The 22,732-nt window shown below is 46.4% G+C and carries 20 protein-coding genes and 2 pseudogenes; 6 read left to right on the top strand and 16 right to left on the bottom strand.

Annotated features, from left to right (window positions below; genetic code table 11):
• Window positions 1-16: 16 nt before the first annotated feature.
• From I8H75_03015 to I8H75_02995, 5 genes are read left to right on the top strand one after another with little or no spacing between them, the layout of a single operon-like run.
• A complete protein-coding gene (locus I8H75_03015; GenBank protein MBH2006300.1) occupies window positions 17-3,787 on the top strand; it encodes a hypothetical protein in 3,771 nt (1,256 codons plus the stop codon).
• Between the two features lie 54 nt (window positions 3,788-3,841).
• A complete protein-coding gene (locus tag I8H75_03010; GenBank protein ID MBH2006299.1) occupies window positions 3,842-4,483 on the top strand; it encodes an RNA pseudouridine synthase in 642 nt (213 codons plus the stop codon).
• 57 nt (window positions 4,484-4,540) lie between these two features.
• On the top strand, window positions 4,541-4,999 hold the full coding sequence (locus I8H75_03005; protein MBH2006298.1) for a methylated-DNA--[protein]-cysteine S-methyltransferase: 459 nt from the start codon (window positions 4,541-4,543) through the stop codon (window positions 4,997-4,999).
• 15 nt (window positions 5,000-5,014) lie between these two features.
• Window positions 5,015-6,715, top strand: a complete 1,701-nt coding sequence (gene recJ, locus I8H75_03000; GenBank protein ID MBH2006297.1) for a single-stranded-DNA-specific exonuclease RecJ — start codon at window positions 5,015-5,017, stop codon at window positions 6,713-6,715.
• 48 nt (window positions 6,716-6,763) lie between these two features.
• Entirely contained in the window at window positions 6,764-8,293 is a 1,530-nt protein-coding gene (locus I8H75_02995; GenBank protein MBH2006296.1) for a YifB family Mg chelatase-like AAA ATPase, read from the top strand.
• 15 nt (window positions 8,294-8,308) lie between these two features.
• Here the strand turns inward: I8H75_02995 and I8H75_02990 are convergent, their stop codons facing one another.
• From I8H75_02990 to I8H75_02930, 13 genes and pseudogenes are all read right to left on the bottom strand, one after another.
• On the bottom strand, window positions 8,309-9,547 hold the full coding sequence (locus I8H75_02990; protein ID MBH2006295.1) for a histidine--tRNA ligase: 1,239 nt from the start codon (window positions 9,545-9,547) through the stop codon (window positions 8,309-8,311).
• Window positions 9,548-9,612: 65 nt separating this feature from the next.
• Entirely contained in the window at window positions 9,613-10,314 is a 702-nt protein-coding gene (locus I8H75_02985; protein ID MBH2006294.1) for a nuclease, read from the bottom strand.
• On the bottom strand, window positions 10,308-11,036 hold the full coding sequence (locus I8H75_02980) for a GH3 auxin-responsive promoter family protein (protein ID MBH2006293.1): 729 nt from the start codon (window positions 11,034-11,036) through the stop codon (window positions 10,308-10,310). The genes I8H75_02985 and I8H75_02980 overlap by 7 nt, the downstream gene beginning before the upstream one ends.
• Window positions 11,037-11,146: 110 nt before the next feature.
• Entirely contained in the window at window positions 11,147-11,860 is a 714-nt protein-coding gene (locus I8H75_02975; GenBank protein MBH2006292.1) for a TerC family protein, read from the bottom strand.
• A gap of 49 nt (window positions 11,861-11,909) precedes the next feature.
• Complete coding sequence (locus I8H75_02970; GenBank protein ID MBH2006291.1) at window positions 11,910-12,317, bottom strand: EVE domain-containing protein; 408 nt, start codon at window positions 12,315-12,317, stop codon at window positions 11,910-11,912.
• Window positions 12,302-13,648: a DNA repair protein RadA gene (gene radA, locus I8H75_02965; protein ID MBH2006290.1), complete on the bottom strand. Its 1,347-nt coding sequence runs from the start codon at window positions 13,646-13,648 to the stop codon at window positions 12,302-12,304. The genes I8H75_02970 and radA overlap by 16 nt, the downstream gene beginning before the upstream one ends.
• A gap of 18 nt (window positions 13,649-13,666) precedes the next feature.
• Entirely contained in the window at window positions 13,667-14,179 is a 513-nt protein-coding gene (locus I8H75_02960; GenBank protein ID MBH2006289.1) for an FHA domain-containing protein, read from the bottom strand.
• Complete coding sequence (locus tag I8H75_02955) at window positions 14,176-15,303, bottom strand: tetratricopeptide repeat protein (GenBank protein ID MBH2006288.1); 1,128 nt, start codon at window positions 15,301-15,303, stop codon at window positions 14,176-14,178. Before I8H75_02955 ends, I8H75_02960 begins: the two co-directional genes overlap by 4 nt.
• A gap of 21 nt (window positions 15,304-15,324) precedes the next feature.
• Window positions 15,325-15,885: a YIP1 family protein gene (locus tag I8H75_02950; GenBank protein ID MBH2006287.1), complete on the bottom strand. Its 561-nt coding sequence runs from the start codon at window positions 15,883-15,885 to the stop codon at window positions 15,325-15,327.
• An 81-nt stretch (window positions 15,886-15,966) separates the two neighbouring features.
• Complete coding sequence (locus I8H75_02945; protein MBH2006286.1) at window positions 15,967-17,274, bottom strand: winged helix DNA-binding domain-containing protein; 1,308 nt, start codon at window positions 17,272-17,274, stop codon at window positions 15,967-15,969.
• A gap of 141 nt (window positions 17,275-17,415) precedes the next feature.
• A pseudogene (locus I8H75_02940) lies at window positions 17,416-17,857 on the bottom strand (hypothetical protein).
• 212 nt (window positions 17,858-18,069) lie between these two features.
• Entirely contained in the window at window positions 18,070-19,341 is a 1,272-nt protein-coding gene (locus I8H75_02935) for a hypothetical protein (GenBank protein ID MBH2006285.1), read from the bottom strand.
• Between the two features lie 39 nt (window positions 19,342-19,380).
• Window positions 19,381-19,767 carry a hypothetical protein gene (locus I8H75_02930; protein ID MBH2006284.1) on the bottom strand — a complete coding sequence of 129 codons (387 nt, stop codon included), beginning with the start codon at window positions 19,765-19,767 and terminating at the stop codon, window positions 19,381-19,383.
• 337 nt (window positions 19,768-20,104) lie between these two features.
• Between I8H75_02930 and I8H75_02925 the strand changes: the two are divergent.
• Window positions 20,105-20,664 (top strand): annotated as a pseudogene (locus I8H75_02925) (IS5 family transposase).
• 129 nt (window positions 20,665-20,793) lie between these two features.
• On the opposite strand, the gene I8H75_02920 reads toward I8H75_02925, so the two are convergent.
• From I8H75_02920 to tolQ, 3 genes are read right to left on the bottom strand one after another with little or no spacing between them, the layout of a single operon-like run.
• Entirely contained in the window at window positions 20,794-21,420 is a 627-nt protein-coding gene (locus tag I8H75_02920; protein MBH2006283.1) for a phosphatidate cytidylyltransferase, read from the bottom strand.
• Entirely contained in the window at window positions 21,417-22,121 is a 705-nt protein-coding gene (locus I8H75_02915; GenBank protein ID MBH2006282.1) for an isoprenyl transferase, read from the bottom strand. The genes I8H75_02920 and I8H75_02915 overlap by 4 nt, the downstream gene beginning before the upstream one ends.
• Complete coding sequence (tolQ, locus tag I8H75_02910; protein ID MBH2006281.1) at window positions 22,105-22,725, bottom strand: protein TolQ; 621 nt, start codon at window positions 22,723-22,725, stop codon at window positions 22,105-22,107. Before tolQ ends, I8H75_02915 begins: the two co-directional genes overlap by 17 nt.
• Window positions 22,726-22,732 lie beyond the last annotated feature (7 nt).

Below are 22,732 nucleotides of genomic sequence, written 5' to 3'. Positions count from 1 at the left end.
TAGGTATTATTTGTGAATGCTTAGAAGTTTATTGGGCAGTTATTTTAGAAATCGCTTTAAAAATGCCTATTCAGAAGATTCAGACTTATTGCCGCGTTCGATGGATTCATACCAAGCAAATTCAGAAGGTTTTGCTAATATTGATCCGAAGTATTTTAACGATGACTTAAGAAAAGCATTCCTAGAAGTTCAACAAGCGAACGATGATCAGTCAAAAAACAGTGCTTTGAATAAATACATCATTGAACTTTCAAAAGAGACCGGATTAATTCAAGATCACGTTCTGAAGTCTGAGTTGCTGGGAGCCAAAGAAGAAAATAAAAAACTTAGAGACTTACATCCAGAATGGTACTCTGCTGCTCCTATCATTTTTCAAAATCAATCTAAAAATGATTACGATCCAGAACTCTTTGATGGGTTTGAACATCTCTTTAAAGTTCCTCAGACTCTTCGTGAAACCTACGAAGCGATAGGCAATGCCTTTGAGGATTCTCCCTCCACTGAGCAGCAACGATTCGATCAAGCCCAAATCTTCTATGCTCGCAGCAAACCCAAAATGACTCCAAAGGAATTTTCGAAAGAATCTGCAGAGCTGAGAGATGAAATTAAGTTTCTAAAAACGAAAAATGAACAATCCTTAGACTTAAGCGAAGCAATGAGTATTCAGGTTGATTATCAAGAAAAATCGAACAAATTAAAGAGATTAGTCGATGGCGCTTCGGAGGAAACCGTTGAAGCTCAGGCCGAACTTATCAAATTGATACCGGATTACCTCCGAGCCGCCTCTTCTTGGAAGCCCTTCGATATTTCACAAGGAATCTTTGCTTCGCTGCAAAAATGGACCCTTGGGTGGTTTGAAAGCAAGGAAGAAGCCGCTGGCAGAAAGCAAAGAGACGAACTTATCTCAAAAATTGGGCCGGATTTAATGGAAGCACAAAAAGTAGGGGCTGAGCTATTGTTGCAGCATATCCGAACGGATGTATTCGTGAATTTCGATTCGTCAGCCAGGCAATTTGATGCTGAGATTGAAAAGCTGAACCAAGCTCAAATACTCTTAGGTTCCTACATTCGCTTCCTTGCCAATGCTTATGGTTTGATAAATGGCAAAGTTTCAGAAATACAAGCTCAGATCAAAAACGAAATCATCCATGCTCAAGAGCAACTAGATCAAATCACGCATTATCTTGTATCAGAGAAAGAAGAAAAAATGCAAGAATTGAGAAAAAACGCTAGGATTTTTGCTGACTCTTCAGAAATAAACAAATTTATCGGTGAACTGATTGAAAAGAAAATGCTTTATTTACAAGCAGTCATGATTCGTACTGTGCCTGAATCGCATCTTGATTCCCTGGCCAATAATGAAGTTTTGTTTCATCGAGCTGTTCGTGACGTGTATCAGGAGTTCTCTCATCATCCAAATGCGATTGGATTTATTTCTCAGTTTACGCATGTCGTAGAGCAAATTGCAATCAAAAGAACGGTGATAAAATTTCAATTAAAAGAATATTTTTTATCTGAAAATTTTATTTGGAAAGAATCTGTTTATACTGGTTATAATTCGGATTTATCGCAAGAAATAGAATCCGAAATATTAATCAAAAGAAAAGACATATCAGATAGACAGAATGCGAATTTACTAAGACTTCAGGAAGTTGAGCAATCCATACCAGAAATGACAAACCAGGAACGTGTCGATGATGATATCCGTCGTGCGCTCGATACGCAAATGACCCAGGCAGAATGGGAACTCGAAAAATTTCAAGAGGATGCTGAATTTAAGAAATCAAAAGAAAATTTGCATGAATATTATCGAAATATTTTGCAATCAAAGCTTTCTGAAAATTCGAAAAAAATAATTGCGATTATAAATGAAAAAATGATACATCAAGACTCCGTTGAAACTCTGTTCGAGCTCCTGGCATCTGAACCAGCTGCCAACGTACCCGAAATTTCAAGATTTCTACATTATTCAGCCTTCGTCGAGAAAGCCCAGGAGCTTAAGCATTTTAAGAGTCAGCTCGACTATTTGAACGAAATCCAAAAGATACATCTCGATAAACGCGAAAAAGCTTATCGAGCTCGGTTTATCTATGAACAAGAGCAAAACGGTCTTGATATTGAAACCAATAACCTAAGAGCCCGCTGGCTCGTGCTTCAAAAAAAGTCAATCCAGTTCAGGCAAACTATGTTAGGCGCTGCGAAAGACCTGAATCAAACCGAAGCGTCAGAAAGAAAAAGCCTGGCCAGTGCATTAGAAGGCTTAGAAGAAGAACTTCAAAATCTTAACCTGCAATATCGTCAGTCCTTGCTCGAACTCCAAAAATTAGCCAATAGAGAAAACAAACGAAGGTACGACCGCGTTTCTCATTTTGAGAGTCTTCCGATTTGGAATCTGGTGAAGAATTTTGTGGTTCTCGATCGCCTGGATCTTGCTGAACAATTCCGTGAGATCGAAACCACTCGGCAACTCGCTCTCAATGGCTTAACCAGCCTCTCAGAAACAGTGCAAGGCCTTGCTCGAACAACCGTGAGCGCCCTGCGTAATTTGGTCACGATGAGACCGCTTCAATTAAATGGATTGAAGCCAACAGATCCGCTTTATCAAGTTGCAGAATACGCAAAAAAACTAACGAGTTGGGTGAACGCTCACCCTTTGGAGGCCCAAAAATTTGCCGGCAATATTCAGCATGCTTTCGATATCCTCAAGAACAAAGGCTTTATTGAAGCTGCTTGGAATCGGGGTAGCACAGAAAACATCGTGAAAGATATGCTTCTTGGATCGCGAGGCAATATTGCAGCGGCCAAGGAAATCGATGTGATGCCCCCAGAGGTCATTGCCATGCTGTATTTAGCCGATTGGCTTCCGGAGTCCAGCCGCATGGGTCAAGCATTGTTTGGCGAAACTCTTGCCAGTAAGACTGTGTTTGCCGTTGGTTCTTTGTTTGGGGGTCCCATATTGGGTGCTGTTGCTGCTTTGGGGGCTGGTTATTTACAAGGAAATGCGGAAAGAAAGATTGCGAAAGCAGCCACAGACCATCGCAATGCAGAAGTAACGGTGAATGCCTTAATCACCGGCGTCAATGCAAGTGGAACACTGCAAGATCGCGTTGCCGAAGCTGCGAAGTACGTGCTGATTAGGCAGAGTTTGCAAGCCGCTGGGAATTTGAACGTGGATATTCAAGAAAAAGGCATCCTGGCTGGCATCAGGCGAACCCTTCAAGAACGTTGGGCTTACATTCGAGAAGATTGGAAGCAAGCGGATCTGAGAGATAGGGCACTGAAAATAGCAGGCATTGTTTCCATGGGAATTGTTGGGGCTACGATCGCCATCGGAAGTGCCTTTGCACTGCCTTTTGCGCTGGTAGGCGCAGGGGCAGGATTGGTGGTGGGGGGAATTGCTTTAAGCATGCGGCAAGCCCTGTTTCCATCGGACCAGATCAAAGAGCCGATTACACGACGCCTTGAAGAAGAACGAATCCGCGAAACAGACGAACGACTCAAATCGGCTCTAGATAGGATGCAAAAAGAGATTCCTGAATTGGAGCAAAACTTTCAAGAGCGAGGGATTGATTTGGAGATGGTTAAAAAAGAAGCAGCACAAGAATTGTTAAAAGCCATTCAAGAGCAAAAGACCTCTAAGCAACTCGAAAAAGAACGTGTTGCCAAACTGGCTTTCCAGGCAAGGACTTCAGAAGCCGGAAGATCACTTCATCAGAATGAGAAATATTGGCAAGAAGAAGCACTCAAGCTCACTAAAGTGTTGGAAGATGAATTGAGGCACCGTTGAGTTTTGTTAAAAGTGCTTTGCAATTTGATCGTTCAAACCTATGTTCAACCTAACTTGCTTATCTACGAAGACAGCGATTGTGTGGCAATCAATAAACCAGCGGGTATGCCCTGTCATCCACTCTTGGCCTGGAAAGGGGATACCGCTTTGGAGTGGGTTGGGCAACGCTGCCCGGATGTCTTAAAAGCTTCGAGAGATTTGCGTGAAGGAGGGTTGGTTCATCGGCTGGACACCGGAACGTCGGGTATCTTGGTTTTTGCTCGCAACGAACAGACTTACGACGCTTATCGCGCAGCTTTTTCCCGAGCAGAGATTCGAAAGACTTATGTGGCGTTGGTGCAGGGTTTTGTGCAATCAGAACTCTGTATTGAATACGCGATTGCGCATCATTTGAGAAATCGATCGAAGATGATCGCGATAACGCCTAAGCATCGCTATTTTCGAGGCCATCCTCAGCCGGCTCAGACTTTTGTGAAGCCGATGAAGGTTGAAGGTCATTTCACACGAGTGGCAGTCCAAATTCGAGGAGGCCGCAGACATCAAATCCGCGTCCATTTAGCTGCTGTCGGGCATCCGTTGGTCGGAGATAGCCTATACGGCGATTCTCGTATCGATTGGAGGCAAGGCCATGCTCTTCATGCCGATTCTTTAGAACTTCGAAACGGAACACCGCTTTTTGTGGCAGCTCCGTTCTAGGCGTGTACGGCCTTCGAAGGCACCATATTGACTTTAATCCCGTTGCTGGTCTTTGATATGGTCAGAGTGAAACTTAGAATAGAAACGAATGAACACGCCATCACAGGCGTCTATTTTTCGGACCTTGCAATCAGCGATGGCCATCCGCCTCTCATTGCTCAGGTTTTAAAGGAACTCGAAGAGTACGAGCAAGGACTCAGGCAGGAATTCACGGTTCCACTGGAATTAAAAGGAACCGAGTTTCAGCTTCGTGTATGGGCAGCCCTTCAGCGTATTCCCTATGGGCAGACTCGAACTTACGCTGAGATTGCAAAAGAAATAGGTTCTCCGCAAGCAGCTCGGGCCGTTGGGTTGGCGAATTCAAAAAATCCCATATCGATTCTTGTTCCGTGCCATCGAGTGATTGGAGCCAATGGCAAATTGACTGGTTATGCCGGAGGAATTCCCAATAAAGCCAAGCTTTTAGAGATAGAGCAAAGATTTCGGCGTGGGGTAGCCAAGTCAAGAGCACAATGATACCTTCGGGGGTCTATGCGGCGTTGGGTTGAGCGAGAAATTGAACAAGAGTCGGTGAACCGTTTGGTGATAGAGCTGGATATTCATCGGCTTCTGGCTCGCATTCTCGTGGCGCGCGGCATGGATACTTTGGATAAAGCCAAGCTTTATCTCAAACCCAGCCTATCCGACTTGCCAGACCCCGATGCGTTGGCGGGAATGCAAGAAGCTTGTCAACGTTTGATGCAGGCTTTGAGCAAAGGTGAACGGATCGGTATTTTTGGAGACTACGACGTAGATGGAGTGACATCCAGTGTCACTTTAGCCGAGTTTTTGGAGAGCCTTGGAGCGTCTGTTTTTGTCACGCTTCCGAATCGCTTGACGGAAGGTTATGGGCTCTCTCAGGCGGGCCTTGAGCGCTTGGAGGCCCAGGGAGTTCATCTGCTGATTACAGTGGATTGCGGTGTCACCGCACACGAGGAAATTGCGCTTGCTCGCAGCAAAGGGATTGATGTGATCGTGATTGATCATCATACGGTTCCGGTGAACCTTCCAGAAGCGGTTGCTGTGATCAATCCTCATCGAGAAGACTGCCATCGAAATGCGGAGCATCTGTGCGCTGTTGGCGTCGTCTTTAATCTGTGTATTGCTCTTCGCAAGAGTCTGCGTGAACGTGGCTTTTTCCAAACACGACCCGAACCCAATTTGTTGAGGCTGCTTGATTTGGTGGCTCTCGGAACCGTGGCGGATGTGGTTCCGTTGATCGAGGACAATCGCATTTTTGTTCAGAAAGGTCTGGAATTAATTCGAAAATCCCCGAGGCCTGGAATCAAAGCTTTGCTGGACGCTGCAGGGGTGGATCTTCATAAAGTCAACTCAGGCACCTTAGGATTTCACTTAGGCCCACGCATTAATGCAGCAGGTCGCTTGGATAACGCGATGAGTGCTTTCGAGCTTCTGCGCAGCAAAGACTATTCAGCTGCTTTAACCATTGCCGAGCAGCTGGATGCTGCCAATCAAGAACGACGAGAACTCGAGCGACATATTGTTGCGGAAGCATTAAATGAAATCGCAACAAACGATCAACATCGAAATGCGATGATTTATGTCTTAGGACGTGATAGCTGGCACCCTGGGGTCGTGGGGATTGTCGCGAGTCGATTGGTCGAGAAAACGGGCAAACCGAGCCTGGTGATTGGAACCAATGGCAAAGGTTCGGGTCGTAGCATTCCGGGCTTTCATCTTCATGAGGCCCTCTGTGCGGTCCAAGACGTCTTGATTGGTTTCGGAGGCCATGCGCACGCAGTGGGGGTTCACGTCGATTGGGAAAATTTTGAACTTCTGCAAGATGCCTTGCAGGATCATGCTGCTCAAGTGCTAAAACCGGAAGACTTGGTGCCCCTTATTTGGCATGATGGTGAAATTGCTCCCGAAGATCTTGGCGAAGACTTGATTGATTGGCTCGCTCAGGCAGCGCCGTTCGGTCGATCCAATGCAGAGCCTGTATTTTGTTTGCGAAACGCTCGAGTCAGCCAGGTTCGAGAACTTAAAGGCGGGCATTTAAAAGCCGAATTGAATGCAACGCAGCCGATTGAAGTGATCGCTTTTGGAATGGCTGAACAGCGAGCGCTTTTCGATGAATCAGTGGATTTATTGGTCACTCCTGACCGAAATGAATGGATGGGAAGGCGTCGCATCCAACTTCGTGTCAAAGATATTCGTGCAAGCGATCGCTGAATAGGCTGGCGATGAGCCAAAAAAGATGTTTCGAAGAAAGTATCCGCTATGCTCGCTATCGTTCACTGCGCTACTGTTCAAGGAATTGACGCTGTTCCTATTCAAGTCGAAATTGATATTGCCAACGGCTTGCCAGGTTTTGCAACGGTGGGTTTGCCTGAAAATACGGTCAAAGAGGCCAGGGTACGCGTTCAAGCAGCCATTTCAAACTCAGACTACTTGTTTCCATCTGGGCGCATTACCGTCAACTTAGCTCCTGCCAATTTGCGCAAAGAGGGAACCGGCTTTGATTTCCCTATCGCCTTGGGCATCCTAGCGGCACAAGGGATTGTTCCTCCTCAAGAGCTTGAAGGAGTCTTTGTGTTGGGAGAACTGTCTTTGTCAGGTCAAGTTCGGCCGGTTCGAGGTGCACTCGCCGCAGCCCAACTGGCTAAAGAGATGGGGTTTCGCAGGCTGCTGGTTTCCCGAGAGAATGGATCGGAGGCTGCATTGGTCGAAGGGATCGAAGTCCGATCGGTAGAATGTTTTCGAGATGCCGTGGAGTTTCTGAATACTGGAAACGATGAGCGCGTTCCAAAAGCGGTTGCTCAATCGATGCCGGTTCATCTAGAACAAGAGCTTGATCTCGCAGATGTCCGAGGGCAGTATCAAGCACGGCGTGCATTAGAAGTAGCTGCAGCAGGGGGCCATAATTTGATTATGATGGGAGGGCCTGGTTCTGGTAAGACGATGATGGCTCGATGCCTTCCCAGCATTCTTCCAGCGATGGATCAAGTGCAGGCTTTAGAGGTAACTCGTATTCATTCTGCGGCTGGACTGACTTTAGCCAATGGTGGACTGATTGCGCAGCGTCCTTTTCGAGCTCCGCACCATTCGATGACTCGCGCAGGATTGATTGGGGGTGGCAGTGGAATCCCGAGGCCAGGAGAACTGAGTCTTGCCAGCAACGGAGTGTTATTTCTGGACGAATTACCCGAATTCTCTCGCAATGTTCTGGAAGTCCTTCGACAGCCTCTGGAATCAGGAGAAGTGGTTTTAAGCAGGGCCAATGCCACGATTAAATATCCTGCCAAAATCATGTTAGTCGCGGCGATGAATCCGTGTCCTTGCGGAAATTTTGGGAGCCCGAGGCGACGGTGTCGATGCAGCTTTATCGATATTTCAAGGTATAAAGGCCGTTTAAGTGGTCCGCTGTTAGATCGTATTGATTTGCACATCGATGTTCCACCGGTGGATTTAGTCGCTTTGCAAAGCGCTCGAGCGGGTGAAGATTCAGCGCGAGTACGGGAACGGGTGATAGCAGCCCAGAAGATTCAAACAACTCGTTTGGGAGCAGGAAAATTGAACGCGACCATGAGCAAAGCTCAGTTAATGGCATGCGCGATTCCAAGCCTTGGAGGGCAAGAATTATTGGCTCAAGCCATTGAGCGATTGGGGCTGAGTGCTCGTGCATACGATCGTGTCCTGCGAGTCTCACGAACCATTGCTGATCTAGAGGGATCAGGGGTTGTGGATGCACACCACGTTGGAGAAGCTCTTCAATATCGTGGGGATGAACGAATGCGATTGGCTGCCTAGACGGGCTTCGATCGATCAACGATCGCAGTTTTTTAACTCAACCAGCAGAGCAGTCAGTTCCATCGGTTGGCTATTTCCATCGGCTAGGCTTTTCAACTGAGCTGTTCCAGAAAGCACTTCGTTTTCGCCCAGAACAACCGCAAATTGCGATTGTTTTCGATCTGCGCGCCGCATTTGCGATTTCACGCTGCGATTTTTCGGATCCATGTCCAGATACAGACCTTGCCTACGACCTGCCATTAGAAGCTCAAAAGCTTTTTTTTGTCCGGGCTCATCGGCGTAAACGAGTGTGCAAACTGGGCGTTTCAGCTCAGGTTGATAACCTTGTTCTTCGAGGAGGATCACCAAGCGTTCAAGGCCTGCTGCCATACCGATTGCCGGAACCTTGAGGCCTCCAAGTTCCTCAACAAGTCCGTCGTAGCGCCCACCTCCAGCTATCGTATTTTGCGCACCAAGACCGGAATGCGACACAAATTCAAATACGGTACGCGTATAGTAATCCAGGCCTCGAACCAAATTATTCGAAACGCGAAAAGGAATGAAGAGATTTCGGAGGCCTTGTTGGACGGTTTCAAAGTGCGTGAGGGATGTTTCCCCAAGGTATTTTGATAGTTGCGGTGAATTCTCTGCGAGCGCGATGCATTTGGGCTCTTTGCAATCCAGAAGTCGTAAGACGTTTTTTGTTAGGCGCCGTTGACAGTCTGAGCAAAGCTTTTCTTGAAGCGGCGTGTAAAAAACTTGCAAAGCATCCAGGTAGTGTTGACGCTCCGAACTCTCACCGAGAGAATTAATGACCAATTCAATGGGTCCAATCGGAAGGCTGGAAAGCCAGTCGTAGATCATGGCTAAAAATTCAATGTCGGCTTCCGGAGTCGGGACACCGAAGTATTCAGCTCCAATTTGAGTAAATTCGCGCAAACGGCCTTTCTGAGGGCGTTCGCGTCGAAACATCGGTTCAATATAAAATGCTTTGACTTCAGGGTCTTGATTGAAATAACCCGAATCGACCAGCGCTCGAACAGCCCCGGCAGTCCCCTCAGGCCGCATGCACAGCAGCGTTCCATCTCGATCCTCGAGCGAATACATTTCTTTGGAAACAATATCGCTGTTTTCACCTGCGCTGCGCGCAAAGAGAGAAAGTTGCTCTAGAACCGGGGTTTGAAGTTGCTCGTAACCGTAAACCTGAAACGCATGAATCGCCTTGTCACAAATTACTTTTCGGATCTCGAGCTCTTTGGCGAATAAATCATTCATGCCTTTCATCCTGTGCACTCTGACAGCTCAAAGCCCTGTTGCAAAGGGGGGCCGAATTTCATGACCTAACACGGATTAGACGCTCTATAACGTTGATTTGACAGGAGGTAAACCATACTCGAAGAATACTCGGAAGCAGACAATGTATGTTGAACTTTTTGACAGGGAGAGTAGGTGCGATTGTGTACAATGAGAAACGAACGCCCTGTTTGTGTGGATACGAGTCGATCGTAAGCACGGCGATGCGATTCATCGGCACTGTGGACGGAACTAAGAACATACGCTGGTACACCTTTCTTCCAAAACCCCAATTGATTTTGGATGGCCTGAGCTTGGAAGGAGAGGAGAGGAGATCTTTCCGTTGAATTGATCAGCATGACGTGAGCGAGTCCGCGATCGATTAAATGTTTTGCCAAGTCGGGGCAAGAGACGAGCTGGCGACCGTATGTGTCTGAATGGCTTCCAGAATGGCAATACCAGCTTCCTTTGCGAGCTTCTTGGGTTGCTGCTTTGGCGATTCCAAAGAGTTCTTCCGGCGTCCATTGCCCCCACTGGTGGATGGGCCCGAACGACTCCAAAGTGTTGTACCCTGTTAAGCGAGCCGAAATGCGGGCTCCGTTCGAAAGATAATGAAAGGTATCGCCATCGTTAAAGTAGACCTGAATGGGCTTCGAATCGAGATAAAGTTTCGTGGGATACCACGTTCTTCCCGTTGCCATTGTGCTGATTAAAGTGAGGCTGACGAAAAAGAATATTCGCTTCAGCATTCTAGCACCTCAAAGGTTGGAGTTTTTCGAAACAGAGCTCCCACTCGAACACGGATCCCGGTTCGATAGCGATAGAGTCCCGATTTTTGGGTAATCACAAGCTCGTAGGTGTCTCCTTCACAAACTTCGTGAAGCCGTAAAATAGATTTTGAGGCGCTTTGAAATTCAAAGAAAACCTCGGAGACTAAAGGCAATAAGCCCGGGCTGCCTTTTATTTTAACAAACAAAGGGCCTTCCACAAAATACGGAGCAGCCTGAAACGGAAAGGAAGATGTGCCGCCAGAGCAGTAAGAACGATAGTAATTTAGGCAGCCATCCAGATCCAGTTCTTCTTGAGGTGTGCTAACGAGCTGAATAGAAAACGATTGATAAAAAGAACGGATTAATGATTTTGTATAAGGTACAATTGAATTGTCTTTTATGAGCTCATATCGAATCACCGACTCGTTCACTAAAAGATCGCTGAGGCTATTTTGCTGACGTAAAATCCAATGTTTGAGCTTTTCATAACTGACCAACGGAAGTTTTTGAATGAGTTCAGGATAGGGATCTCTTCGGTTAATATTAAAAAGAAGCCCGTACTTTGTGTTCGAAAGACAGGTGACAATTTGAGAAAGGACGAGATCTTGCGCTGCAATGGGCTTATTAAGATTTGCTAGAAATCGAAAATAGCAGGGCCAGTGGAGCATTTTCAATCCAAAAACGAAGGCTGCAGAAGGCATGGAAGGGAGATTAAGCGAAAGTACGACAGGAATCAAGTTTGTGTCTGCCTGGCTTCCATTTGATCACTTCGACTCATGGATCTTAAGTCGAAGGATCCCCAGGAAAAGGTTCATGCAGCGCGATTATTTTTTCGATGTTGAATATTCAAAAATTCAACAAATGCCGAAAATCCGAGCGCCGAGTAAACATAAGCTCTTGGAAAATGGGTTCCGAGTGCATCCGCAAACAACAGTACCCCGACTAACAACAAAAATGCCAGGCCTAGGATTTTCATAGAAGGATGCTTTTCGAGGAAATCATTCACATAGCGGGAGCCAAAGAGCATAATCACCACAGCAATCAAAATAGCAATCGACATGATCGCGATCTGGTTGGCTAATCCGACCGCAGTAATGATGGAATCCAATGAGAATACGATATCTAGAAGAAAGATTTGAACCAAAGCGGATCGCAAAGAAAGTACTTTGACTTCTCTTGCCTCTTCCCGGCCTTCGAGCGAGAGATAAATTTCTTGAGTGGCCTTGTAGATCAGAAATAGCCCTCCCAAGCCAAGGACCAGATCATGAGCCGAAAAAACGTAGCCCGCGAGAACCAATAGGGGCTCATGCAGAGAGAGAAGCCAAGACAAGCTAAATAAAAGTGACAAACGACCGATGAGAGCAAGAGAGAGTCCCAGACGCCTAGCGGTTTCTTGTTGATGTTTGGGCAGTCGAGAGGCAACAATGCTTAAGAACAAAATGTTATCGATTCCCAAAACAATTTCAAGCGCTGTGAGTGTCATCAGGCTGAGGTAGGTATTGGGGTCTGTGAGCAGGTCAAACATGAAGCCTCAATTTGGCATGAATTCCAAGCATTGACAATCACGCTGGGGTTCAAAGACTTGAAAGCTGGCACACATGGACGATGCTTTGATACACACCTTGGGTGATTGGACAGACGCTGAGTCGAGATTGTTTGACCAGTGAAATTTGGCTGAGAACCGGGTCTGACTTCAAGAAATCAAGCGAGACAGTGTTGGGAAATCGCGATCCCAGAGCAATGTCGACGCAAAGCCAGGAAGGGTCTTTGGGGTCTGGGTAGGCTTCTTGAGAGACTCTTGCCGAGCCTACGATTTTTTTGGGTCCAACGGATTCATAAATCAAGCAAGGATCGCCTGTTTTCATGGATCTGAGATTGTTGCGAGCTTGATAATTGCGGACTCCATCCCAACGGGTTATTTTCTCGCGTTCCAGATCCGCAAACGAATATTCAGAAGGTTCGGTTTTCAAGATCCAAGGCATAATGCAGCCTCCATGGCTTTCGAGAGTGTGCTTACCGAGATAACTTCGAACCCGCTGGGTACGCTAAGTCCTTCCAGGCTCACCTGCGGGAGAACAGCTCTTCGAAACCCCATGCGTTTTGCTTCTTGTAGACGGGATTCAACGCGGTGTATCCCGCGAATCTCTCCGGATAGGCCGATTTCTCCAAAACACACCAGATCCGCTTCAACGGCTTTGCCGGTCAAGCTAGAAGCCAAAGCAACTGCCACCGGAAGGTCGACCGCTGTTTCACTTAACATAGCGCCTCCTGCCACGTTGAGAAATAAATCATAGCCCGATAGAGCGATACCGGCGTGCTTTTCCAAGACAGCAGCGATCATGGCGCATCGAGTGGATTCGATTCCAACCGTGGTCCGTCTTGGGTTTCCGAACAAGGTCTGCACACAAAGAGCCTGAACTTCGACTAAGATTGGCTGAGAACCTTCGATGGCGGCGGCAATCGCAGAGCCAGGTCGGCCCACAGGGCGTTCGGCTAGAAAAAAAGCGGATGGGTTGCTGACTTCAATCAAACCCGTTGAGCGCATTTCAAACACGCCCAACTCTTGAGTGGAACCAAAACGGTTTTTGTGGGCTCGTAAGAATCGATACGGCCCTGAACGTGCCGTCTCAAAGTAGAGCACGGTATCAACCATATGCTCGAGCAAACGTGGGCCTGCGATTTGGCCATCTTTGGTGACATGGCCCACTAAAAAAGTTGCCATGTTGTTGCTTTTAGCTTGTTGAACGATTTGAGCTGTTACTTCTCGTATTTGCGATACAGAGCCCGCTACAGAACCAATTTCCGGAGAATAGAGCGTTTGAACCGAATCTAAAATCAAAACGTTCGGCCGAGTCTCTTCGATGGCTTGCCTGGCAGATTCTAAGTTGGTCTCAGCCAACAGCAAAAGTCGAGGATTTAAGGCACCGAGTCGTTCGGCGGTCATGTGAATTTGCGTGAGAGATTCTTCTCCTGAAACGTAAAGAACGGTTTGACCCAGCTCGGCAATGCGATGGGCGCAGGTGAGCAGCAAGGTGCTTTTGCCGATACCCGGTTCCCCGCTGATGAGGGTGACGGAGCCGGGAACAAGTCCGCCTCCGAGAACTCGATCGAGCTCAGCCAGACCAAAAGAGTATCGTTTCACAAATTCATGAACAACCTCTGTGATTCGAGTTGGTTTCGGCCCTGGAGTCCGTTTTGGCTTTTTGAGTCGGTCGGAAGAGACCTCTTCTGTTAGCGTGTTCCAAGATTGACAAGCCGGGCATTTGCCCATCCATTTTTGCTGTGTTTGACCACAAGATTGGCAACAGAACATAGGTCCTCGCAAACTATATTAGTTGTTGAACCATAGCAAGGCACCTACGATGAGTCCGGCCACCACAACCACCATTGATCCAATGTAGACATAGTCTAACCAGGGAGAGGGCATGCTCTGGGGTGTCGAGTCTTCCAAGAGCACGTTCGAATTTGCGATTGAAGAGCTCGAATCTGCCGTTTCTGCCTCATGGAACGCTGGAACAGTCGAGAGCTTTTTAAGAATTGCTGCATTGGAATCGGAAAAACGTAAGTGAATATCGCCCATCTGAATCTGCGCTTCATCTTGTAATAAAGCGGGCTTGGATATCTTGCTTCCATTCAACCAAACACCATTTTTGCTTTTCAGATCTTCAAGCCAAACGCCATCAATATCCTGCCGAATGAGGGCGTGTTTCCGTGAAACACTTTTGCTGTCTAAAACGAGGGTGCATGATTTTTCTCGCCCAATGAAAATTTCGGACTGCTTGGCGGCCAGCTCAAACACAAAGCCTTGGGAGGGTCCATCGGTAATAGTCAGTGATTGCGTCATTGGCCATTGCTGAGTGTGGTGATCACACGATTGCACTGTGCAGACTGCTCCGGGTCTTTGGTGGAGCTTGGGCAAAGTGCGAAGGATTGGCAATTCGTGAGGGATTGTGGGCTGTTTAAGGTTTTTTTGTAATACATGCCGAGTTGATAATAGGCCGAACAAAGCTTAGGGTTCAAAGCGATGGCAGCCTGGCATTCTGAGACAGCAAGGTCGTTCATTCCGTTTTCGAATAGAATGCTGCAATATCCATCGTGAGCATCGGCATTTTTGGGATCTTTCTTGAGTTGAGCGACATAGTCCTGGAGGGCTTGACTCTTGAACTGGATGCCTTGGTAAGATTGATCGATTCCGGAAATACAAACAGCATTCTTTGAATTGCTGGCTAAGCAGCCTGTAAATTGTTGCAGAGCTGCTTCGTATTGATGCTCAACCAATAGAAGTTGCCCGAAACTCTCGAGGCATGTTTCATGAGTAGAATCCAGTTGCAGGCAACTTTGAAAGTAGTTTGTGGCTTGTTTCAAGTCTTCTTCACGCTTGGCTTGCAAAGTTTGCATGGAAGCCCTGATGCTAAAGATCACGCCCAAATCCCGGTATCCGTTTACATAGGCTGGGTTAATGGCGATGAGCTTTAAATATTGGTGCAGCGAATCTTTAAAATTTTCGAGTGCTTTTTGAGAAGCTCCTTTGGCCAGGTTGGCTTGACCCATTCTGAGATAGCTAAGGCCCAAATTATATCGAGCATCTTCGTAACCTGGGTCAATTTCAACCGCTGCGCTAAAGTAAGGGATCCCGCCCGAAAAGTTATCTTCCTTAAAATAGAGGACGCCAAGATTGTTGCGAGCTTGCGCAAAATTTTTACTTTGCTTGATGGCTTTGGTAAAATAAGACACGGCCTTGTTACGGTTTCCTCGTGAATAAGCCACCAATCCGAGTCCATTCATGCATGCAGCAACGGATTCATCATACTCTAAGCACAATTCACAGCGGATTTGAGCTCCTTGGAAGTCTTCAATCTGAAGACTTTGGACGCATGCATTTTCTTGCGCTAAAGCCGCTGGGTTCAACGGTCTGGGCGCTGTACAAGAGAGAAAGACAAAACTGAAAGCACAGATCAGAAGTCGCATGAAATACCCTCGTGTATGAGGTTACAACGAAAGTGCGATAAGCTGCAAAGCAGAACCCCAACAGATTTTCAGAAAAAAGACTCCCATCAAGATGCAAACGATCGAATGCAGGTAACGAATTCCGTAAAATTTTTGGATACCCTTCATCATTAACATCAGAACCCAGATTTGAGCGATAGCAGGGCCAAGCAAAGGAATAAAAGAAAAAAGCCTGGGAAGCTGGCAAACAGCGACTAGATTCAGGGTCTTGTCGTAATCTAGCTCCGTTGGATTTGCTGAAGCAATTTTGAGGAACACATGCAGAAGGCTCGAAAACAGGTAAATTCCGAAAAAAGCGATCAAAGGAGATAGGACCAGCTGCAACACATTTTCATTCTGAATGAGATTGAATTGTTGAGCGGATATTAATTCAAGAATCCGTGGAGATGTCTTTGCGAGACGGGTTAAAAAGTAGAGAGTGGCTTGTTCGCTGAAAATGCCAAACCATAGAAAGAAAAATCCTTGAGTGATAAAGCGATTCCCTGGGGCGGAAAGCGATAAAGTCTCGAAGTAGGAAGAGGGAGACCGAAGAAGCTTGAACATAGAGCTCGCCATCTTGTCTTTTTTCGTCAAATAATCAAGGGCCAACGTGTGCCTGCTTGGCATGCTTGTTCGGATCACCGTTCATATCGTGTGGCTCAAAGTATGGAGGTAGGGTTTTCGGGGTGGGTTCTGGATTCGCCTTTCAAGAGGACTTTGGAGTAATTCGGGGTTGTTGGTTTTGAAAGGCGGTTCTTTTCCTACGGGCCAAAAGAAAGAGCCTGCAGGGCGTTTCGGAAGGGGTTCTGGAAGTGGCCGTTGATAGACGAGTGCTACCTTGGAACCAGAGATGCGAGCCAGTTGGTTGGCGTATCGTTCTGCGGCATAGCGACAATCATGTTGGAGTTCTTGATAGCTTTCGAATAAGTGATATTCGAAGATATGCTCTTGGGAGTCTCGAAACTGCCATACCCCGACGATTCTTCCTTGATCGACAATGCAACTCGAAGCATTGCCAAGTTGATCATAAACAAAATGAGAGTATTCGCTTTTGATCGTTCGTTTTCGATTGGCCCATCCGGTTGTAAAAGGATCCCAGGGGGGAAGAAAAATGGGAAAGCTGTGCGTTGTTTGGCTGGAGGCGAGCAGAGAAAGATTGTCTTTTAGGAACCATAATTCTTCCTTGTTGACCTCGGAAGATAAGACCGTGAGTTCGCGTTTGAGGTTGGAGAGAGAACGATTGACTTGATTGATATTCAACCCTGTCCACCAGAGAATATCTTGTTTCGATACAGGTCCATAGCAACGGATGTACTTACGAATCAATTGAACTCGAGCGCTCTCCTGGTTTTCGGTATTGAGCTTTAGATGAGGAATCCATCGCTTCATCAAAGCGTATGAAAAATCATTGCCTTTCCAGCCTTTGTGAAAAGTTCGTACGATAATGCCTAACTCGCAGAGTTTACGGATCAAGAGCTTCTGGGCATCCAGGGAGTAATGGTTACTTTGGTTCGGGTATAAGATGTCGATAATCTCTTCGTGCGTTTTAGAGTTGCCGAAATTGGACTCTTGTAATCGTATTTCGGCACGTTCGATATCGGCTTCAAGAATGCCGAACGGAGCGAGTTTTTCAAGTCCACTGGTCTTCAGAGGTTGATGCAAAGCACGGTAGTAGATCCCAAAGTCCTGTGAGTTCACGAGGGATAAAGAATTTCGGAAGACATTGGCTCGCAACAAAGTGCGATCTGTAAAAATAGCTTCATCCAAATCATTGAGACGCAAATTTGGTCGACGCGCATGGATCGAGAGAAAGGCAATGGGGTTTGCGCCGCACAGTCCCAGCATGTTGCTGATCGCTTCAATCAGAGTCTCTTGATCGTTAAAGTGGATTAAATTTCTATGATGGTAAAGTTGAATGGCTTTTTGGCTGAACTTTTCGGTGCGTGCATTCATAAACTAGGGATAATGGAAAGCCAAAGTGAAATGCAATCGATAAATGACTTAGAGATGTTTCGTTTAATTCCAAGGCCAGTTTACTGTGGGAAGTCTATGTCGATTGTGCTGATTGCTTTTGCTGTGTCCGTATTCATCACGCTAGGGAAGGGCAAGCTCATCGAGTTCTTCTGGACAGGATTCAATCTGCATTTTCAAGGCACTTGCGGCTTCATCGATCAATTCAATGGTTTTATCGGGTAGCTCGCGACCGGTGATATAGCGATTAGAGAGTACGCAGGCCGAAACAATGGCCCCGTCTGTGATGCGAATTCCATGATGCAACTCATGGCGTTCTTTAATGCCTCTTTAGAATGGTCACGGCATCTGTAAGCAAAACAGGCTGGAAACGATGTTCTAGCCCAGCATCTTTTTTTATGTGCTGACGATATTCCTTCCGAATCGTTGCTCCAATGTAGCGTCATTCTCCACGAGCCAGGGTTGCTGGCATTCATGGCTCCCCTTCCGCACCTCTTGCTCCTACGAGCGTGCGAAGCTCATCGATGTTAAATCGCTGTGAATAGAGCTTGTTGTTCAAACTCATTATTCTTAGGACTTCAATATATCTACTTCTTGTCCGGGTTCAAGACAAATGAGAGTGAAAAGAGCTCACCTGGATACCCAAGCCTTCTAGAAAATGTTGAGGGGTTTGTAAAGCAAGGCTTTCATGCGGTCAATCGTGCCGAGTCGCATTTGAGGGAAATCTCACCTAAACGAAATCAGTGAAGAAATAGGGCTTTGGCTTGCTCTCAATCATCACCCAAATAAGGAGAGGATCAGGGTCGTCAGGAACGAGACACTGAGGCTTTGAACCACCTCTCCCACGGGAATATGTGTATAATATTCTGCCCAATAGCCTAATTGGTAGGAAACCCATCCAATCCAAGGAGCTGTTATGGTACTTGCTACGAAAATAGTTTTGAGAGGAGAATGCATCGCAAGGTCATTAATAACCATCAAATGCATAGTCAGAAAAGCGAAAAACCCGCAGGCTAATAACCCAGCACCGGTTTTAGAATCGGTTCCCATTTCATAAGAAGCTTTGGCTGAATTGAGAATATGCTCTTGCGGAACTAAGCACTCTTGTTGCTTGTCTTGTTGTAATTTTAAAACAAGCTCTCTTGCTCCACCGTAATCCCCCTTCTCGACAAAATCCACCGTTATGAAATTTGGGTAAATCCCTTCTTGAGCAAAACATAGATCAATGCGATCCATCATTGCTTGATAGTTATTTATATCAGAATATTTCTTGCCATTTAATTCTGTGCTTAATTTGTAGAAATGATTAAACAAAAATAGATTTTTTATCTTTTTTTCATCTCTCCCCTCATTCAAACGCATTTGGCACTCAGGAGCCTCTCCTAGCGAGTAGCGAGTCTCTCTGAGCTCTCTGACATGATGAACGAGCTCGTGAGAATTATCGCTAAAAATGACGAGCCGATGATTGTGCTGGCGCATTCTTCCTAGAGTAAGAGTTACATCGTTTGGATCGATTTCTCGAGGCAAAAGATAGTTTTCAAGACCCGATTCTCTTAGGGCTTCAGCCAAGTATGACTGCCCTTTTTCACCGGTGTAACTTTCTAAATGAAGCGTGATGATATCATAGCTATTTCGTTCCAGTAGATGCGCTACTCGATGAAAGTAATCCTGTAACCGTGTTGGCGGGCTCAGACTCGTGACCCCAGAAGGAAAAGCCATACAGCGACCATGACAAAGAGCAACGTATTGCTCTGCCTCACTCGAAGAATACCAATGCAGATCGAGCATGAAACTTCTCACTCCATAATCATACTGCTGTTCTAAGCTCATAGTTTGCTGCGCATAAAGATAACCTTCATTCTTAGCAACAAAACTATTATGAGAAGCCAGAAATATCGCTGACGAATATGGAAGTTGATCTGGATAGTTTAACAACAATGCCAAACTAGAAGGTTGAGAATCTACACAAAATCCCAAGCTTGCTTGAACACCTTGCCCCAAGCAAGCCATCAAGCTCAAGGCAGAGGAAATCCTGAGCCATTTCGTCATTTTTTACCTCTCAGATCCTTCAAAAAGCAATTTACGCAATCAATCTTGGCTTAAAAATCGACAGCCAACCGATTCAGCGGCTTTCTGAAAGACACCTTGAGGAAACTTCAATAAGTCTTCTATCGCCATCTGGTTGTAAGGACTCAGAGAGTCAAATATTAGAGATTTTGGTTTCGGGCAATATCGCCTGTATATTTTTGCCAAATAATCGACACCCACCTGATCGTTCGGCTCATTTCCGATCGCCAACTCCAATAGAATGCTTGCAAATTCTTTATAAGCGATTGGGTGCGCACGTACATCCTCTAAAACGGCATAGGGTGGGTGATCATGCGCCTTAATGCCTAGAATCGCACTTGGATATTGGCTGTTGGAATGGAGCCCCAAGGCAGCTATGAATAGACCCAAAAATTGTAATGACTTCATCAACACCCTCCTGATTCTGCTCAAAAAGTATCGCAAACATCTCCTGTCTAACACTTTTTCATGAATACTACAAGCAAACTCGAGTTTGCATCAAACCCTGATTTGGGGGTGTCGTCCGCCTTTCTACAAAGTTCCAAGCGTATTCCGCTTTGACGATGATTATTACGCTCAGGGCTTATCGAATTCTCCCTAACTGATTGATTTTGCTAGGGTGTGCCCTCAGTTTGAGTTTGGCTAAAATTGGGGAGTAAGTTTCGTATCCGTTCGGAATATCGTGCAAGAACCCCGATCGACAAAGGTTTGAGACTCTGATCTATGGAAATTCGAGGATTTCTACATGGCTCATCGATTTTTAATCGATTCAACCTGGGATCAATTACAAACCGTTCTCAAAAAAGGTTGTTATCAATCTAAAAATGGATGCAATGTCATGGAAGCTATCTATAGAAGCTTCGAATTGGGGGCCGTGGCGCGATGTCCCTCAAGAATTTTGCGCCTGGAAAATAGCATTTAACCGCTTCAATTGCGCATGGAAATCCAATCGATTTTGAAATCACTGGGGGTGAAGTACAGGACGCAACTGCCGCCCATAAAATCATCAACCAGGCCCATGGAGCCGAGAACGTAATTGCCGATAAAGGCTGTGATTCAGATGAGATTCGGCAACATATCCGAAATCGAGGTGCAATACCAATCATTCCGTGCCGTTCGAACAGTATGAGGCCAAATGTAGAATTTGACTCCCATTTGTACAGGCACCGACATCTTGTTGAAAATCTATTCGCGAGACTTAAGTGCTTTAGAGGTATTGCGACTAGGTTTGAGAAATTAGCTCGCAACTGCCGGGCAATTATGTATTTGGCCTGTTCGATGATTTGGTTGAAGTTAGGAAAATGAAATGAGGACACGCCCTAGCAATCTCAAAAAATCATTGTCATCTCATTCAGCCGATTTTCACGAATTTGCGCCCCCCCTGTTGTCTAGGTAGACTTAGAACTCGATCGCCCTGTAGGGAAAAGGGCGCGTTCATTGAGACAAAGCATAGAGAAGAATCCAGGGGCTTGTCAGCAATAAAGCATCAATGCGATCAAGAAATCCGCCATGGCCTGGCAGGAGGGTACTGGAATCTTTGACTTGGCAAAGTCGCTTCACCTTACTTTCAAGCAGATCACCCGCCGGAGCCAACAGCACGCACGGTAGAGAAGCAAAGAACAGTTGCTGGCTTGATAAAGAGGGTAGGAAAGAGTGGAGCAAGAAGGGCATCGACAAAGTGCCTAAAGCCCCTCCTAAAAAGCCTTCCCAAGTCTTTTTGGCGCTTATGGTGGGAGCCATCAAATGCTTTCCGAAAGCTCTTCCTGCAAAATACGCAAAAGTATCGTTCGACCAGGTGGCAATGAACGCCAGTAAGACCCATTCAAATCCAGCAAATTCTCGAATCATCGCTAAAGAAGCGATACCTGAAAAAATGTACAGAAATCCGATCCATTTTTGAAAATGTGAAAGTCGCCCACAGAGCATGCAGGCGTATTCCCAGAGGCTAAAGCCAAGAAGAACAGCTAAGAGTCCGTACAGGGGAGCTTGGCCCACGTAGAAGGCCCAAAGAAGGACGGGCAATAGAAAGAGGGCAGTTGCTGTTCGTAAGAGTAGATTCATGAGGAGCGTCCAAAACGCCGATGGCGCTTCGCGTAGTCTTGCAGTGCCAGGTCGAAGTCTTTTTGAGTGAAGTCAGGCCATAAGACAGGAGTCATGTAAAGCTCTGCGTACGAGAGTTGCCAAAGAAGAAAATTTGAAATTCGCATTTCTCCACTGGTTCGGATCAGTAAGTCTGGATCCGGTACGCCAAAAGTTTCGAGACGCTGTTCGAATAAGGACTCTGTTAAGTCTTCAATCGAGAGATTGCCTAAAGACACATCTTGAGCCAAACTTTTCGTTGCTTCCACAATTTCGGATCGGGATCCGTAGGAAATGGCAAGGGTCAGGGTGAGTTTTGAACCCAGCGCGGTTCGATTGCAAATCGATCGGAGCGCTTTTTGCAGCGCTTGAGGGAGTCTTGCGAGATTGCCGATCAATTTGATGCGAACGCCGTTTTCAATCAATTCATCGGCGCCTTTAGTCAGGTAATTGCTCAATATGCGCATGAGTCCACTGATTTCTTGGAATGGACGATTCCAATTTTCAGATGAAAAAGCAAAGAGCGTTAAGTAAGGAATACCGAGTTCGCCACAATGTCGGACGATGGCCGTAGCGGCATCAACGCCTGCTTTGTGGCCCTGCAGACGTGGTAGGCCTTTTTGAGAGGCCCAGCGTCCATTTCCGTCCATGATAATCGCGACATGACTAGGGACGCGAGGCATGATGTCGAGCTAGGCTGATAAAGTCGTTTGAAAAGGTATCCATCTCGCTTGCAATCGATCGAATTTGATTGGAAAAGTGGTTATAAGCCATCACTGCCGGAATGGCTGCAAGAAGGCCTGCTGCCGTAGCGATAAGAGCTTCCGAGATACCAGGGGCTACTGAAGCCAGGCTGGCGGAACCTCGAAGTCCGATTTGCTCAAAGGAAGCCATGATCCCAATAACGGTCCCTAAAAGCCCAATGAAGGGCGAAGTGGAACCAACCGTCGCCAAGAAAGGCACCATCGATTCAAGCTGCTTGAGCTCTTGTCGTCCTGCTTTCCTTAACGCTTGCTCTAAGCCAAGTTCGTTTAGTTGAAGCTCACGATAGCCTTGCCGGAACATGCGTGCCACAGGGCTATTTTCATGATGCCTGGATTCGTCAAAAAGTTGATCAAATCGACGAATTTTCCAAAATAGATCCGTGAATTCAGACGAGTTCTTTTCGGCTTTTCGTAAAGAAAACCACTTCAAGAGGATAATGGACCAACTCGTTATCGAAAGGATAAGGAGAAGGGCCAAGATCACCAAAGCTACTGGGCTCGTCTGATGGATCCACGGAATCATTGATCAC

The sequence above is a fragment of the Myxococcaceae bacterium genome (assembly GCA_016000045.1).
GTDB lineage: Bacteria > Myxococcota > UBA727 > UBA727 > JABDBI01 > AER2-1.
The sequence above is the reverse complement of the archived record's forward strand: the minus strand, read 5'-3'. Positions and strand labels throughout refer to the sequence as shown.